General features: G+C 63.7%; 18 protein-coding genes and 1 tRNA gene. 12 read left to right on the top strand and 7 right to left on the bottom strand.

What is annotated here, in order from left to right; all coding sequences use genetic code 11:
- The 4 genes from ACWGTO_RS17260 to ACWGTO_RS17245 all read left to right on the top strand — a co-directional run.
- Nucleotides 1–875: NtaA/DmoA family FMN-dependent monooxygenase (locus ACWGTO_RS17260; RefSeq protein ID WP_454576019.1), on the top strand; the 875-nt coding region annotated here is incomplete at its 5' end.
- Between the two features lie 25 nt (nucleotides 876–900).
- On the top strand, nucleotides 901–1,749 hold the full coding sequence (locus tag ACWGTO_RS17255; protein WP_454576018.1) for an ABC transporter permease: 849 nt from the start codon (nucleotides 901–903) through the stop codon (nucleotides 1,747–1,749).
- Between the two features lie 52 nt (nucleotides 1,750–1,801).
- Nucleotides 1,802–2,800 carry an ABC transporter substrate-binding protein gene (locus ACWGTO_RS17250; protein ID WP_454576017.1) on the top strand — a complete coding sequence of 333 codons (999 nt, stop codon included), beginning with the start codon at nucleotides 1,802–1,804 and terminating at the stop codon, nucleotides 2,798–2,800.
- Nucleotides 2,801–2,825: 25 nt separating this feature from the next.
- Nucleotides 2,826–3,590, top strand: a complete 765-nt coding sequence (locus ACWGTO_RS17245) for an ABC transporter ATP-binding protein (RefSeq protein ID WP_454576016.1) — start codon at nucleotides 2,826–2,828, stop codon at nucleotides 3,588–3,590.
- Nucleotides 3,591–3,630: 40 nt separating this feature from the next.
- On the opposite strand, the gene ACWGTO_RS17240 is transcribed toward ACWGTO_RS17245, so the two are convergent.
- From ACWGTO_RS17240 to ACWGTO_RS17230, 3 genes are all read right to left on the bottom strand, one after another.
- Complete coding sequence (locus ACWGTO_RS17240) at nucleotides 3,631–4,008, bottom strand: hypothetical protein (protein WP_454576015.1); 378 nt, start codon at nucleotides 4,006–4,008, stop codon at nucleotides 3,631–3,633.
- 105 nt (nucleotides 4,009–4,113) lie between these two features.
- Nucleotides 4,114–4,189 (bottom strand) — tRNA-Ala (locus ACWGTO_RS17235).
- A gap of 173 nt (nucleotides 4,190–4,362) precedes the next feature.
- Entirely contained in the window at nucleotides 4,363–4,758 is a 396-nt protein-coding gene (locus ACWGTO_RS17230; protein WP_142867911.1) for a TIGR02300 family protein, read from the bottom strand.
- A gap of 206 nt (nucleotides 4,759–4,964) precedes the next feature.
- Between ACWGTO_RS17230 and aroA the strand changes: the two genes are divergently transcribed.
- From aroA to ACWGTO_RS17195, 7 genes are all read left to right on the top strand, one after another.
- Nucleotides 4,965–6,323, top strand: coding sequence for a 3-phosphoshikimate 1-carboxyvinyltransferase (gene aroA / locus ACWGTO_RS17225; protein ID WP_454576014.1), 1,359 nt, complete (start codon nucleotides 4,965–4,967; stop codon nucleotides 6,321–6,323).
- A complete protein-coding gene (locus ACWGTO_RS17220) occupies nucleotides 6,320–6,649 on the top strand; it encodes a hypothetical protein (protein WP_454576013.1) in 330 nt (109 codons plus the stop codon). The genes aroA and ACWGTO_RS17220 overlap by 4 nt, the downstream gene beginning before the upstream one ends.
- On the top strand, nucleotides 6,646–7,296 hold the full coding sequence (gene cmk / locus ACWGTO_RS17215) for a (d)CMP kinase (RefSeq protein ID WP_454576012.1): 651 nt from the start codon (nucleotides 6,646–6,648) through the stop codon (nucleotides 7,294–7,296). The genes ACWGTO_RS17220 and cmk overlap by 4 nt, the downstream gene beginning before the upstream one ends.
- Before the next feature lie 205 nt (nucleotides 7,297–7,501).
- Nucleotides 7,502–9,199 carry a 30S ribosomal protein S1 gene (rpsA, locus tag ACWGTO_RS17210; RefSeq protein WP_112563700.1) on the top strand — a complete coding sequence of 566 codons (1,698 nt, stop codon included), beginning with the start codon at nucleotides 7,502–7,504 and terminating at the stop codon, nucleotides 9,197–9,199.
- Between the two features lie 144 nt (nucleotides 9,200–9,343).
- Nucleotides 9,344–9,748 carry an MOSC N-terminal beta barrel domain-containing protein gene (locus ACWGTO_RS17205; protein WP_454576011.1) on the top strand — a complete coding sequence of 135 codons (405 nt, stop codon included), beginning with the start codon at nucleotides 9,344–9,346 and terminating at the stop codon, nucleotides 9,746–9,748.
- Entirely contained in the window at nucleotides 9,687–10,172 is a 486-nt protein-coding gene (locus ACWGTO_RS17200; RefSeq protein WP_454576010.1) for an MOSC domain-containing protein, read from the top strand. Before ACWGTO_RS17205 ends, ACWGTO_RS17200 begins: the two co-directional genes overlap by 62 nt.
- A 94-nt stretch (nucleotides 10,173–10,266) precedes the next feature.
- Nucleotides 10,267–10,569, top strand: coding sequence for a hypothetical protein (locus ACWGTO_RS17195; protein WP_454576009.1), 303 nt, complete (start codon nucleotides 10,267–10,269; stop codon nucleotides 10,567–10,569).
- A 19-nt stretch (nucleotides 10,570–10,588) separates the two neighbouring features.
- Here the strand turns inward: ACWGTO_RS17195 and ACWGTO_RS17190 are convergent, their stop codons facing one another.
- From ACWGTO_RS17190 to ACWGTO_RS17175, 4 genes are all read right to left on the bottom strand, one after another.
- On the bottom strand, nucleotides 10,589–11,296 hold the full coding sequence (locus tag ACWGTO_RS17190; RefSeq protein ID WP_454576008.1) for an SDR family NAD(P)-dependent oxidoreductase: 708 nt from the start codon (nucleotides 11,294–11,296) through the stop codon (nucleotides 10,589–10,591).
- A gap of 185 nt (nucleotides 11,297–11,481) precedes the next feature.
- Nucleotides 11,482–13,062 carry a 5-guanidino-2-oxopentanoate decarboxylase gene (locus ACWGTO_RS17185; protein ID WP_454576007.1) on the bottom strand — a complete coding sequence of 527 codons (1,581 nt, stop codon included), beginning with the start codon at nucleotides 13,060–13,062 and terminating at the stop codon, nucleotides 11,482–11,484.
- 106 nt (nucleotides 13,063–13,168) lie between these two features.
- Nucleotides 13,169–13,837 carry a TetR family transcriptional regulator C-terminal domain-containing protein gene (locus ACWGTO_RS17180; protein WP_454576006.1) on the bottom strand — a complete coding sequence of 223 codons (669 nt, stop codon included), beginning with the start codon at nucleotides 13,835–13,837 and terminating at the stop codon, nucleotides 13,169–13,171.
- A complete protein-coding gene (locus tag ACWGTO_RS17175) occupies nucleotides 13,807–14,679 on the bottom strand; it encodes a dimethylarginine dimethylaminohydrolase family protein (RefSeq protein ID WP_454576005.1) in 873 nt (290 codons plus the stop codon). Before ACWGTO_RS17175 ends, ACWGTO_RS17180 begins: the two co-directional genes overlap by 31 nt.
- On the opposite strand from ACWGTO_RS17175, the gene ACWGTO_RS17170 reads away from it, so the two are divergent.
- Nucleotides 14,606–14,761 (top strand): hypothetical protein, encoded by a 156-nt coding sequence (locus tag ACWGTO_RS17170; RefSeq protein ID WP_454576027.1) that lies wholly within the window; start codon nucleotides 14,606–14,608, stop codon nucleotides 14,759–14,761. The two genes, ACWGTO_RS17175 and ACWGTO_RS17170, sit on opposite strands and share 74 nt — an antisense overlap.
- Nucleotides 14,762–14,857: the final 96 nt, after the last annotated feature.

Genomic DNA, 14,857 nt, shown 5'->3' with positions numbered 1-14,857 from the left:
CGGTCAAGGCGCTGTGGGACAGCTGGGAAGACGACGCCTTCATCCGCGACAAGCAGTCGGGTCGCTTCTACGACAAGGACAAGTTGCACGACATCGACCACAAGGGCGAGCATTTCAGCGTCAAGGGTCCGCTCAACGTGCCGCGCCCGGTGCAGGGACATCCGGTTGTCGTACAAGCCGGACAGTCCGAAGACGGACGCGGGCTGGCCGCGCACTCGGCCGAGGTCATCTTCACCGCCCATCAGAAGCTCGAGACGGCACAGGAATTCTACCGCGACATCAAGGCACGCGTGGCGCAAGTCGGTCGCGATCCCAATCAGGTGCTGATCATGCCGGGCGTCGCGCCCTTCGTCGGTCGCACCGAGGAAGAAGCCCGCGCCAAATACCGAGAGCTCAACGACCTCATCCTGCCCGAGGACGGTGTTGCGCTGCTCAACGGACTCGCCGGCCAGACGCTCGACATCAGGGGCTATCCGCTCGACGGCCCGCTGCCGGTAGCCAAGGAAACCGAAGGCATGAAGAGCCGCCAGGCATTGATCCGGCAGATTGCCGACGAGCACAACTTCACCATCCGCCAGCTCTACCAATGGGTGGCGACGGCGCGCGGCCACTACACCATTGTCGGCAGCGTCACGCAGGTCGCCGACCAGTTGGAAGAATGGTTCACCAGCGAGGCGGCCGACGGCTTCAACATCCTGCCGCCTTGGCTGCCCGGCGCGCTCGACGATTTCGTCGACCTGGTCATTCCCGAACTGCAACGGCGCGGCCTGTTCCGCACCGCCTATGAAGGCCGCACACTGCGCGAGAACCTCGGTCTCAGGCGCCCGGAAAACCCATGGACCGTCGCCCGCTCGACCGTCCTTGCCGCCGAATGATGCTCATAGCTGAAGGGATGACGCGATGACATTGCAGCACATCGATCGGCCGATCACCATCCGAGCCAGCCGCAGCGAAAGCGGGCTCGGCGACGACTTTCTGCGCCTCGGCGGCAAGGCAGCTGTCCGCTTCCTGTCGCGCTACGGCGTGCTCGTCGGTTTCCTGGCGCTCTGGCAGGTGGCGAGTAGCGCCGGATGGGTCAACGCGGCGGTGCTGCCGCCGCTCGATATGATCATCGCAGCACTCTGGAAAGGGCTTTTCGGCGGCAGCCTGCTTGGCGACATCGCCATAAGCCTGCAACGCGCCGGCATTGCCTTCGGCGCGGCGGTGGCTGTCGCCATCCCGCTCGGCCTGTTCATGGGCCAGGTGCGCCCGGTCGAAACCGCGCTCGATCCGATCCTGCAGGTGTTCCGGCAGACATCGGCGCTGGCGCTCTATCCAGTGTTCATCCTGTTGCTGGGGCTCGGCGAAACCTCGAAGATCTTCGTCATCTTCTGGGCCACCCTGTTTCCGCTGCTGCTCAACACCACCAGCGGCGTCAAGGAAGTCGATCCCAAGCTGCTCGAAATGGCCCGCGTCTACGGCGCGAGCCGGCTCACCGTGTTTCGCCAGGTCGTGCTGCCGGGCGCCGTGCCGTCGATCTTCGTCGGCCTGAGGCTGAGCGCCACCACCGCGCTGCTGCTCCTGATCGCGTCCGAGATGATCGGCGCGAACAAGGGCATCGGCTTCCAGGTGATGAACGCGCAGTACAATTTCCAGATCCCGCTGATGTTTGCTGCAATCGTCATCCTCGCCGGCCTCGGCCTGATCGCCAACCAGGCGCTGGTCGTCCTGCAGCGGCGGCTCTGCCGCTGGAGCAATCCTGTCAACTGAGCAGCCCACAACTCAACCCAGGCCTCCCTCAAACCCAGGAAAGACCGGATCCATGACAATCACCCGCCGTTCCCTGCTTGCCCGCGCACCGCTTGCCGTCGGTCTCATTGCTTCCGGCCTGCCCCGCTTCGCCTTCGCCGAAACAGCACCGGTGAAATTCCGCTATCTCGCCAGCCGGGGCAGCATCTCGCCGCATGAACTCGCCGCAGAGCTCGGCTACTACAAGGGGCTGGGCGTCGAGCTGGAGAATGTCGGCTATGCCTCGGGCGGACCGGAATCGCTTTTTGCGCTGTCCTCCGGCAGTGTCGACATCGGCTCGGCCGCCACCGCGGCGGTGATCAACTCGATCTCGGGCGGCAATGATTTTGTCGCCGCCTATCCGAGCAACGGCATCAACAAGGATGTGAAGAGCGTCTTCTACGTGCTGGAAGACAGCCCGATCAAATCGATCGCCGACATCGCCGGCAAGACCATCTCGGTGAACACGCTCGGCGCCCATCTCGACTATACGGTGCGCGAGGCCCTGCACAGCGTCGGCCTGCCGCCGGATGCCGCCAACCTCGTCGTCGTGCCTGGCCCGCAGCTGGAGCAGACCTTGCGCTCGCGCCAGGTCGACATAGCCGGCCTTGGCTACTGGCAGGCGACCTTCGCCGGTGCGCTGGTCGCCAATGGCGGTGTGCGCGGCGTGTTCGATGACACCCAGGTGCTGGGCGAACTTGCCGGCGGCTTCGTCGTGCTCAGGCGCGATTTCATTGCCGCCAATCCGGATGCGGCGCGCAATTTCGTCGAACAGTCGGCGCGCGCTTCGGACTGGTCGCGCCAGAACCCGGACGAAGCCCGCAAGGTGCTCGCCAACATCCTAAACAAGCGCGGCGAAAACGGCGATCTTGCCAAATACTGGACCGGCTTCGGCTTGCGCGAAGGTGCGCAGGCGACCGACCGCGATATCGACTTCTGGGTCGCGGTGCTGGAGCGCGACGGCCGTCTGGCCAAGGGCAAGCTGAAGGCCGCCGACATCCTGTACCGGCCCGGCGAAACCAAGACGAACTGAGCCCTAAAAATAGCTGAGAGATAAAATGACCGGTTCCAACCGTGGCGGAGAGGTCTCGATCCGCGACCTCTCCAAATCCTTCAGCCTCGGCGGGCGCCGGCTGGCCGTGCTGCGGACGCTCAACCTCGACATCCGTTCGGGGGAATGCCTTGTCATCGTCGGCGCCAGCGGCTCTGGCAAGACCACGCTGCTGCGCATTCTTGCCGGGCTGGAGGCTGCCGACAGCGGCGCTGTCGCCATCGACGGTCAGCCGGTGCATGGCGTCGGCGCCGAGCGCGCCGTGATCTTCCAGGAGCCACGCCTGCTGCCGTGGCTGAACGTGCTCGGCAATGTCGCCTTCGGCCTCGAAGTGCGCGGCGTTCCGAAGCAAGAAGCCGAGGAACGAGCCCGCTTCTACATCGCGCTGGTCGGCCTTGCCGAATTCGCCCATGCCTATCCGAGCCAGCTTTCAGGCGGCATGGCACAGCGCGTCGGCATCGCCCGAGCGCTTACTGTCCAGCCGGAGATCCTTCTGCTCGACGAGCCTCTTGGGGCGCTGGACGCCATGACCAAGATCGGCATGCAGGAGGAACTGGCGCGCATCTGGAGCGAGGAGAACGTCACCATGGTGATGGTCACCCACGATCTGGAAGAGGCGATCTATCTTGCCGACCGGGTGCTGATCCTGCCCAAGGAGAAAGGCGGCGCGGCGCGGTTGATCGACATCGACCTGCCACGCCCGCGCGAGCGCAGCAAAACCCGCTTCGTGCGCTATCGCGAAGAATTGCTGCGCGAATTCGGCCTGCATTGATCGAGGCCGGACCTCGGCCCAGCCATGGCCATTCTCGCGACTATTGCTTGGTGAACATGCCCGTATAGGTGCGGTCGGCAAGCCCATAGGTAACGGCCAGCGTTCCGTCCGCCTGCATGACCGCACTTACATCCCCGCCATTGGGAAGGCGTCGCAGTTTCAACGTGTTGCCGAAAATCTTGCCTTCGCCGTCGGCCACGCCCGGTTTGTTGTCGGCGATATCGCCCCAGGCGTAGGTGGCGGTGACATTGCCACCGCGCGAAATCGTCAGCACTGCGAGCTTGCCGTCATACATCCCGTCCAATTGCCCGCCCCATATGCCGGAAAATGCGACATATTTGGCCGGGATGCCCTCGCCGGGGGGCATGACCCTGACAGACGGATCGAGGACGGCTGCACCGTCCGGAGGAGAAACCATGGCCGGTGCAACGGGCTGAGGTTCAGGAGCCGGGGCTGGTTCAGGAGCCGACTGGCAGGCGACAAGCATGAATGCCACGAAACCGAGCGTCGGAAAGAGACTGTTTGGTGGAGCCAATCGGAATCGAACCGACGACCTCTTGAATGCCATTCAAGCGCTCTCCCAACTGAGCTATGGCCCCACTCCGGCAGTCAGCCGGCGCCGTTGCCGGCGTAGAGGTCCGGCGCGGTTTTCAACACCGCGCCGTTTAGTGCAGGCGGCTTCTAACCCCGCCTTCCCTGAATATCAAGCCTGCAAGAACCGCTTTTTCGTCACAGCTCAAGAAAGCCTGCGGGCACCGACGCCCGCGGCCGATCAGACCTCGTCGTCGTCGTCGCCGACGCCGATCATATCGGCGACGTCGTCGTCTTCTTCTTCTTCGTCGGCAAGGAACGTATCGTCCTCGTCGTCGCCGAGGTCGACATCGTCCTCGTCGTCGCCCAGATCGGGAAGATCGTCGCTTCCGCCCTTGGCATCGTCGTCGGCCTCTTCAAGCGAGACGACTTCAACGCCTTCTTCTTCCTCGGCGTCTACTTCCTTCTCGGCCACTTCCTCTTCCTCTTCGATGGCGGCAATCTTGCCTTCCTCGAAATAGGAACGCGGATAGGTCTTGCCCGTATAGGGCGAGACGATCGGGTCCTTGTTCAGGTCGTAAAATTTTCGACCCGTCTCAGGGTCGACACGCTTTGTGCCAAGTTCGTTTTTTGCCACGGCAAGCCTCGTCAATAAAAGAGTGGTCCCCATAACCAGAGTTTACCGCGCTGTCAAAGCGAAAAGCCGGCGTCACAAAACCAAGTCCTGAAAGGCCTCGCGCCAAGTGACGACCATGGGGATGACCATTTGTGCCCGCCGTGATACGAGACCGCCGCAACAAATGAAAAGCGCCGGTGCGCCGGCATTCCGTCCAGGGAAATTCCATGTCTCACGCCGCCGCTGCCAAGCCGGCCACCGCCTGCAAATCCCCAGCTCTTTCCGGCACCGCCCGCGTGCCCGGCGACAAGTCGATTTCACACCGCTCCATGATGTTCGGCGGCCTGGCCTCCGGCGAAACCCGTGTCACCGGCCTGCTGGAAGGCGAGGATGTAATGCGCACGGCCGCGGCCATGAAGGCGATGGGTGCGCATATCGAAAAGCGCGGCGCCGAATGGGTGATCCGCGGCACCGGCAACGGCGCACTGCTGCAACCGGAAGGCCCGCTCGACTTCGGCAATGCCGGCACCGGCTCGCGCCTCACCATGGGTCTTGTCGGCACTTACGACATGGAAACGACCTTCATCGGCGACGCTTCGCTGTCGGGACGGCCAATGGGCCGCGTGCTCGAACCCTTGCGCCAGATGGGCGTGCAGGTGCTGAAGGCAACGCCCGGTGACCGCATGCCGATCACGCTGCATGGGCCGAAGCACGCAGCACCCATCACCTACCGCGTGCCGATGGCCTCGGCGCAGGTCAAGTCGGCCGTGCTGCTCGCCGGCCTCAACACGCCGGGCATCACCACGGTGATCGAACCGGTGATGACGCGCGATCACACCGAAAAGATGCTGAAGGGTTTCGGCGCCAATCTGTCGGTCGAGACCGACGAGCGCGGCGTGCGCCACATCTTCATCGAGGGCCAGGGCAAGCTGACCGGACAGATCATCGCCGTGCCCGGCGACCCGTCCTCGGCCAGCTTCCCGCTGGTCGCGGCACTGATCGTGCCGGGCTCCGATATTGTCATAGAGAACGTGCTGATGAACCCGACCCGCACGGGCCTGCTTTTGACACTGCAGGAGATGGGCGGCCAGATCGACATCTTGAACCCGCGCAATGCTGGCGGCGAGGACGTCGCCGATCTGCGCGTGCGTTATTCCGACCTCAAGGGCGTCATCGTGCCGCCGGAGCGGGCGCCGTCGATGATCGACGAATATCCGGTGCTGGCTGTTGCCGCCAGCTTCGCCGAAGGCGAGACGCTGATGCAGGGGCTGGAAGAGCTGCGGGTCAAGGAATCCGACCGGCTGTCGGCGGTCGCCAACGGGCTGAAGATCAATGGCGTTGACTGCACCGAGGGTGAGGCAAGTTTGGCCGTACGCGGCAAGCCTGGCGGCAGGAGCCTAGGTGGCCATCCCAACGGCCAGGACACGACCGTGCAGACCCATCTCGACCACCGTATCGCCATGAGCTTTCTAGTGATGGGATTGGCGACGGAAAAGCCGGTGACAATCGACGACGCTGCGATGATTGCGACGAGCTTTCCGGAGTTCATGGGGCTGATGAAGGGACTGGGCGCGGAGATCGAATGATGTCAGGGGACTGGCTGGTCGTAGCGGCTTATCTAGGAGCTGCGCTGGTCCCGTATCTGATCGAACGCGTCGTCTTCAAAAAGCGGCTAGGTGTTTTTGCTTTTCTGTTCTGGATTTTCGCCCTTCAATTCACGATCATTTATTTGTCCGTCGGAACCTCCAGATTTCTAGAAAACAGCGGCTGGGTGTTTCTTGCAGGCCTTTTCAAAGCAATCGGGGCAATGGCCTTCATGACAATCGGCGTCATACCTTTCATCGTATTGCCGTTGTCGGTTTTGATCGCCGCGTCGGTACTGGCGTTCCAGTTCACTAGGAAAGTCAGATGAGTTCGACCTTCACCATCGCCATCGACGGTCCCGCCGGTGCCGGCAAAGGCACGCTCGCCCGCCGGCTGGCCGACCACTACCGCCTCAACCTGCTCGACACCGGCCTCACCTACCGCGCGGTGGCCCATGCGTTGATCCAGCACGCGCTGCCGCTCGACAACGTATCTGCCGCCGAAACCGCGGCGCGCCAGGTCGATCTGGCAAAGCTCGACCGGGCGGTTCTCTCGGCGCATGCGGTCGGCGAAGCGGCGTCGAAGATCGCGGTTTACCCGACCGTGCGGCGGATCCTGGTCGAAAAGCAGCGCGACTTCGCCAAAACGCCGCCAGGCGCCGTGCTTGACGGGCGCGACATCGGCACCGTCGTGTGCCCTGACGCCGACATCAAACTCTATGTGACGGCGAGTGCCGAGGTGCGCGCGCAGCGCCGGCTGGCGGAGATCGAAAGCATCGGCGGTACTGCCAATTTCATCGAAATCCTCGCCGATATCGTGCGCCGCGACGAGCGCGACATGGGCCGCGCCGACTCGCCGCTGAAGCCGGCGGTGGACGCGCACTTGCTTGATACCTCCGAAATGGCTATAGAGGCCGCGTTTCTGGCGGCCAAAACGATCATCGACGACGCCTTGGCCAAAAGAGATAAAGCCTGATTGAAGGTTTTCGTCGCGTTTTCCGTTGCCGGAAGCGAAGAAAATACCCATATCGGGCACGAACCAGCCTGCCAGCATTCTTCATGCGCCGGAATTGCCGCTTAGGCGGCCCAGGGCTTTTGTAGCCCGGAACGCCGGCAGGCCAACGCAACGCTAACCCACGGCGCCCGTCCTGCTTAAGATGCGGGGCACTCCAGGAGAAAATATGTCAGCTGCAAATCCCACTCGCGACGATTTCGCGAGCCTGCTCGAAGAATCATTTACCACCGGTCACTCCGGCGAAGGTCAGGTCGTCAAGGGCACGATCCTGGCGATCGAAAAAGACATGGCCATCATCGATGTCGGCCTCAAGGTCGAAGGCCGCGTGCCGCTGAAGGAATTCGGCGTCAAGGGCAAGGACTCGACGCTCAAGGTCGGCGACACCGTCGAGGTCATGGTCGAGCGCATCGAGAACGCATTGGGCGAAGCCGTCCTGTCGCGCGACAAGGCCCGCCGCGAAGAGAGCTGGGTCAAGCTCGAAGAGAAGTTCACCAAGGGTGAGCGCGTCGAAGGCGTCATCTTCAACCAGGTCAAGGGCGGCTTCACCGTCGACCTCGACGGCGCCGTGGCCTTCCTGCCGCGCAGCCAGGTCGATATCCGCCCGATCCGCGACGTCTCCCCGCTGATGCACAACCCGCAGCCCTTCGAGATCCTCAAGATGGATCGCCGCCGCGGCAACATCGTGGTGTCGCGTCGCACCGTGCTCGAGGAAAGCCGCGCCGAACAGCGTTCGGAAATCGTGCAGAACCTCGAAGAAGGCCAGGTTGTCGAAGGCGTCGTCAAGAACATCACCGACTACGGTGCGTTCGTCGACCTCGGCGGCATCGATGGCCTGCTGCATGTCACCGACATGGCATGGCGCCGCGTCAACCATCCGACCGAAATCCTCAACATCGGTCAGACGGTCAAGGTGCAGATCATCCGCATCAACCAGGAAACCCACCGCATCTCGCTCGGCATGAAGCAGCTCGAGTCGGATCCGTGGTCCGAGATCGGCACCAAGTTCCCGATCGGCAAGAAGATCAAGGGCACCGTCACCAACATCACCGACTACGGCGCGTTCGTCGAGCTGGAGCCGGGCATCGAAGGTCTCATCCACGTTTCGGAAATGTCGTGGACGAAGAAGAACGTGCATCCCGGCAAGATCCTGTCGACGACGCAGGAAGTCGATGTTGTGGTGCTCGAGGTCGATCCGGCCAAGCGCCGCATCTCGCTCGGCCTCAAGCAGACGCTCGAGAATCCGTGGCAGGCTTTCGCCTCGAGCCATCCGGTCGGCAGCCAGGTCGAGGGCGAGGTCAAGAACAAGACCGAGTTCGGCCTGTTCATCGGCCTCGAAGGCGACGTGGACGGCATGGTGCACCTGTCCGACCTCGACTGGACCCGCCCGGGCGAGCAGGTCATCGAAGAGTACAATCGCGGCGACATGGTCAAGGCGCAAGTGCTCGACGTCGACATCGACAAGGAGCGCATCTCGCTCGGCATCAAGCAGCTGGCCAAGGATACGGTCGGCGAAGCGGCGACTTCAGGCGAACTGCGCAAGAACGCGGTCGTCACCTGCGAAGTCATCGGCGTCAAGGATGGCGGTCTGGAAGTGCGGCTGGTCGACAGCGGCATCGAGACCTTCATCAAGCGTTCCGACCTCAGCCGTGACCGCGACGAGCAGCGCCCCGAGCGCTTCACCGTCGGCCAGAAGGTCGACGCTCGCGTCATCGCCTTCGACAAGAAGACCCGCAAGCTGCAGGTCTCGATCAAGGCGCTGGAAATCGCCGAAGAGAAGGAAGCAGTCGCTCAGTACGGCTCGACCGACTCCGGCGCTTCGCTGGGCGACATCCTGGGCGCCGCGCTGAAGAAGCAGGGCAGCTAAGTTTTGGCTGCCTGCCGCGCCTCGCGCGCGGCCTGAAACAAGAAACCCGCGGACCGCAAGGCTCGCGGGTTTTTCATTTCGCGGCACTGGCACAAGACAAGGACCGTGCAATCCCTTCAACTCCGCACTCCTGGCAATAGGGTCATGCGCATGAAGGTCGTCGAACTCCATCGTTATCCGGTCAAGAGCCTGCGCGGCCATGCCGTGCCGAGCGCTGACATCGAGACCATGGGCATGGAAGGCGACCGCCGCTGGATGGTCGTCGACAAGGACGGACAGTTCCTCACCATTCGCCAGATACCTGATATGACGACGATCGACGTCGAGCATCGCGGCGCGGGCATCCTGCTGAAACATGACAGGCATGGTTCGCACGCCATCGATGCTCCAGGCCCAGGTGCTGCACTCCGTCAGGTCAAGATCTGGAAGGATATTGTTGCCGCGCGGTCGTGTGATCCAGCCGCCGGCGCTTATCTCTCCACGATTCTTGGCCGGCCCGTCGATCTGGTCTATTTCGACGATCCGCAAAAACCGGCCGGTCGACCCTGAATTCGGCGAGCCTGGAGATTACGTCGGCTTTGCCGACGGTTTTCCGCTGCTGGTGGCCACGACGGGCTCGCTGGAGCATCTGAACAGCCATCTGGCCAGGCCCATCGAGATGGCGCGGTTTCGCCCCAACATCGTCATCGACGCGGAAGGCGCATGGCCCGAAGACAGCTGGAAGACGATCCGCATCGGCGCTGTCGAGCTGCGCATCGCAAAACCCTGCTCGCGCTGTGTCATCACCACCCGCGACCGGCACAGTGGCGAGCAGCCGGACCCGCGCGAGCCGTTGCAGACGCTTGGCAAACTCCACCGCTCCGCCAAGGGCGGCATCATCTTTGGTCAGAATGCGATACCGAACAACGCCGGTACAATCTCGATCGGCGACGCAGTCGAGGTCGTGGAGGCGGGAGTCTCGAACCTGACATAGTCGCAGGTATTCTGATGCTGTAGAGGCGTTGGCGGCGCCATGCTCGCCAGGTCGGCGAAGACCGCTGTTGGATGCCAGACGGTTCGGAGGCCCTATGACCCGCATCGGTTTTGTCGCAGTATTCCTGCTGGCCGGCACAGTGGCAGCGGTGGCGGCATTGCCGCCCTACTGGCAGCGCAAGGCCGAGATCGACGCCATCACCGACAGCGGTGATGTTGCCCGCAGGCTGGAAAGTCATGGCCCCATCGACGTGATCGAGCATATCGGAACCGACCACTACCGGGTGGGCGGCGGCGGTTGCACGCTCGATGTGTTTATCGTCGACGACGCGAGCGCGGAACAGATGCCGGGCCCGCGCAAGTTCAAGCTGCAGATAGGCAAGCTCGTCTGCAAATGAACCGCCCCGCGGCCGCCCCTCAGGCGCGGCCGTAAAGCGGCACCAGCGTGCCGCTCATCGCCAGATTGGCCGGCGATGCCAGATAGGCGATGGCTTCAGCGGCTGCTTCCAGGCTGACCCATTTGGTGACGTCGGCATCCGGCATGTCGGCACGGTTGGCGGGCGTATCGAGCGTCGAAGGAGCGACAGCATTGACCAGAATGCCCTTGTGCTTCAGCTCCTCCGCGATTGCCACCGTCATCGCCGCCACCGCCGCTTTGCTGGCGGCATAGGCGACCATGCCGGAACCGCGGCGCGGGTCGAGCCCGGCGCGCGCCGTGACATTGACGATGCGGCCGGCCGTAGCCGAGCCAAGCATCGAGCGCACCGCGGCGCGGCAGCACAGGAAGGTGGTGCGGGCGTTGGTGTCCATCATTTCGGCAAAGGATGCGGATTCGATCTTTTCCACAGGTGCCGCGGCAAAGCCGCCGGCCAGATGGATGGAGGCCCACAGATCCGGAACGCTGGCGTAGAAGGCATCGACCTTGGCGGGATCGGCAAGATCGACATTGTGCGCCAGCCGGACGCGATCGTCGGTCACAAAGGGAAAATGCGAGGGGGCCGACGCGTGAGCATTGGGCACATGGCAGATCGCGCCGTCGGCCAATAGTTTGCCGACGACCGCTGCGCCGAGTGCCCCGGTGCCGCCGGTCACCACGATATGCTTTCCCTGAAGTGTTTCCGTCATCCTCGACGCTCCTGTCGTTTTTTATGATTATGTCTGTCGTTATGCCGCGCCGACGCAGAGCGTCGCCTCTTTCGCGCGATCACTCAACCGCCATCTCGACATGGCAGTGTTGCGTCTTTGCATCGCTCGAAGCAGCCGACCGTCCCCTTTGACTCGCGCATGGACGTTCGGCGCGCGGTCAAGCCTCAGTCGATAGTGATTTCGATGACGTGAGGCAGGCCAGTTGCGCGGGCGCGTTTGAGCGCATCGGCGAGCTCAGCAGTACCGGCAAGCCGTTCGGCTGATATGCCGTAGGCCTCGGCCAGCTTGCAGAAATCCGGCGGCGCCGGCGACACGCCGACCGGTTCGACGCCGACATCGAGCATTGAGGTCTCGATCTCGCGATAGCCTCTGTTGTTCCAGACGACGAAGATGACCGGCGCCGGTGCATCGAGCGCAACCGCGATCTCCGGTAAGGTGAACTGGAAGCCACCGTCGCCGGTCAGGCAAACCACCGGCACGCCGGGCATGGCAAGCGCCGCGCCGATCGCCGCCGGCGGCCCGTAGCCGAGTGCGCCGAAGCCAGTGGCGGCGTTGAACCAGCCGCCCGCCCGGTCGTGGTCGTAATACAGATTGGCGGCGTAGATCGGCTGCGTGGAATCACCGACGATGATGGCGCCCGGCAAGGCGTCGCGGATCGCTTCCACCGCATGCACCTGCGCGGCATAGGCCGGGCTCAATTCCGCAAAAGCCGCCTTTCGCGCCGCGTCGGCACGCGTTTCGCCGCCCTTCGCCGTCGCATGATCGGGGCCGAGCGCGGCAAGCAGTGCATGCAGCGCCTCCGCACAATCGGCCTGGATGGCGACACTCACCGGGCGGCGGGCAAGCTGGTCGGCGCCGATATCGATGCGGATCAGGTTGGCCGGCAGCACGAAACCGCCATCACTGTAACCGTCATAGTCGGTCGGCCCGAACTCGGTACCGGCCGCGATGACCAGATCGGCGTCGGCCATCAGCGCACGCACCGCCTTCAGGCTGGGGCTTGCGGGTACGCAAAGCGGATGCGCGTGCAGCAGGCCGCGCGCATTGGCGGTCTGGACGACGGGCGCGCCGAGCCGCTCGGCCAGGCGCTGCAATGGCTCATCGGAGCGCTTGGCGCCGCCGCCAGCCAGGATCAGCGGCCGGCGCGCGGCGGCGATCAGCCTGGCGGCGTCGGCAACGGCCACGCCATCAGGCGCCGGCGGCGTCGCATTGGTGAGCATGGCAGCGATGCCGTCGGCCGGTTTGACCATGACATCGGTCGGGATTTCGATATGCACGGGCCCCGGCCGCGAGGACGAAAACAGCGCGAAGGCCTGCGCCAGCGCGCCTGGCAATTCGCTCGCCTCGGTAACGCGCTGCGAAAACAGTGCCACCTTCTCCATCATGCCGCGCTGGTCCGGCAGTTCGTGCAGGAAGCCCAGCCCCTTGCCCAGCGTCGGCATCGCATTGACGCCCGAAATCACCAGCATCGGCACGGAATCGGCGCGTGCCTGGCCCATGGCGGTGATGGTATTGGTCAGCCCCGGCCCGGTGATGACGAAGGCGACGCCCGGCCTGCCTGAGGCGCGGGCATAGCCGTCGGCCATGAAGCCGGCGCCCTGTTCGTGGCGCGGCGTGATGTGGCGAATCTTCGAGCGCGCCAGGCCGCGGTAAAGCTCGACCGTGTGGACGCCGGGAATGCCGAAGACGGTGTCGACGCCATGCGCTTCGAGGAGTGAGATCAGCGCTTCGCCGATGGTGGTCATAGGCTTTCTCCCTTTTGAACGGATCACTGTTCAACGGAAACAGTGATCCGCTCTATCTTTGTCTCTTACGCAAAGCGCTATGCGCTTTTCCCGGGAAAACCGATTCTCACTTTTCCTGGAATTGCTCTGGCGCGAGGCCGAGCTCGGCCTCTATGGCTTTGACGCCGATCGCCGCCAATTCGCCAGGCGAGAACATCTCTGCGGCCAGACAGCCTTCTATCCAGAGCCCGTCGAGGATGGCGTTGATCGCGATGGCATGGCGGCGCAGCTCACTTGCGTCCGGCTTGCGCCGTTCGGCGGCAAGCACTTCGGCCACGACCGCTTCCACCTCGTTGCGAAAGCCAAGGTAGCCTTCACGGTGGGCGCGAGCCAGGCTCGGATTCGCGCCGGCGCGGCCGATGAAAGTTGCCCAGAGCGAAAACACCCGCGCGTCGATGATCGGCGCGTTGAGGTTGGCGGTGACGAAGGCCGCAAGGCGCTGGCGCGGCGAGGCGTTTTCCATGAGCAATGCCGCCTTCGCCTGCTCCGTCATGCGGCCCATCAGCGCCGCGTAGGCCTCCTGCAGCAATTCTTCCTTGCCCGGGAAATAGTGCCGGATCAGCCCGGCGGTGACGCCGGCGCGCAAGGCGATGGTGCGCACGCTGGCGCCCTCCAGGCCATGTTCGGCCACGCTGTCCAGGGTCGCGTCGATCAAATCCTGCCGCCGCCGCTCCTCGCCCTCGCGGCGGAACTTGCGGCGCTCATTCATTGGCGCAGGATGGGCCGCGTCAGGCATGTCGGCCCGCCTTCGCAGGCGATGCAGAGCGCATCTGCCTCGAAGATTTCAACCGTGCAGCCGGCTGCTTCCATCGCGGCCCTGGTCTTGGGAAAGCCTGCAACGGCAATGACCTTGTGCGGACTGGTCGGCAGCACGTTCAGGCTGAGGCCGTTCGACGCGGCGAACTCTTGCGGGTCGCCTTCGACCAGCCGGATGCCGCGCGCCTTCAGCATCTGATAGAACGGGGCCGGCAAAAGCGGTGAATAGACCAGCGCAAGATCGTCGGCCAGCGGGCTGATCACAGACATCAGATGCAGGCACGCCTCCTCACCCTGCCACAGCGGCAGATCGAAGCCGTAGACGGAGATGCCCAGCGGCGTCAGCAGGTTGGAGACCTGCTGGATGCCTTCCTGATTGGAGCGCACACCGCGCCCGATCACCAGCGTGCGGGCATCCAGCCATACGCAATCACCGCCTTCGACCTGGCCGGGAGCCTCGACGCAGCCGAGGATCGGAATGCCGAGGCGTGTGTAGGTTTCCTCGTGCAGCGAAGGCTCGCTGGCGCGCAACGGCTTGCCCATGGACAGGATCAGCGCGCCGCGGTCGGTCATCAGCGACGGATCGTGGGTGAACACCGAATCCGAAAGGCCGTCGGCCCTGTCCTCGATCCATTCGATTTCGGCGCCGGAAGCCGCTACCAGCTCGGCAAGGACCGCGTGCTGCGAGGCGGCTTTCGCCGGGTCGAACCCGGGGCCATAGTGCCAGGAGGCTCTGTCGGCATCGCGCATGGCGTTGGCCGCCGACCGCATTAGCACACGCCGCAACGGCGCCGCCATGGACTGTGATCCGAAAGCGCTCATCAGTGCCCTTTTCAATGCCGTGTTCAAGGTGAAAAAAATGGAAAAAATTTCATCGAAGGCTATTTATACACTTGCACAATAAGGCCGCAAGTGCCGTAATGAGCGGGATTGACGGGCTCGCGCTGTTGGGTCCATGCTGAAGTCTGGAGTGGGCATTACAGCGTATGTTGATTAGCCG

This window comes from Mesorhizobium sp. PL10, assembly GCF_053714315.1.
This window is presented reverse-complemented; position numbering and strand designations above follow the sequence as displayed.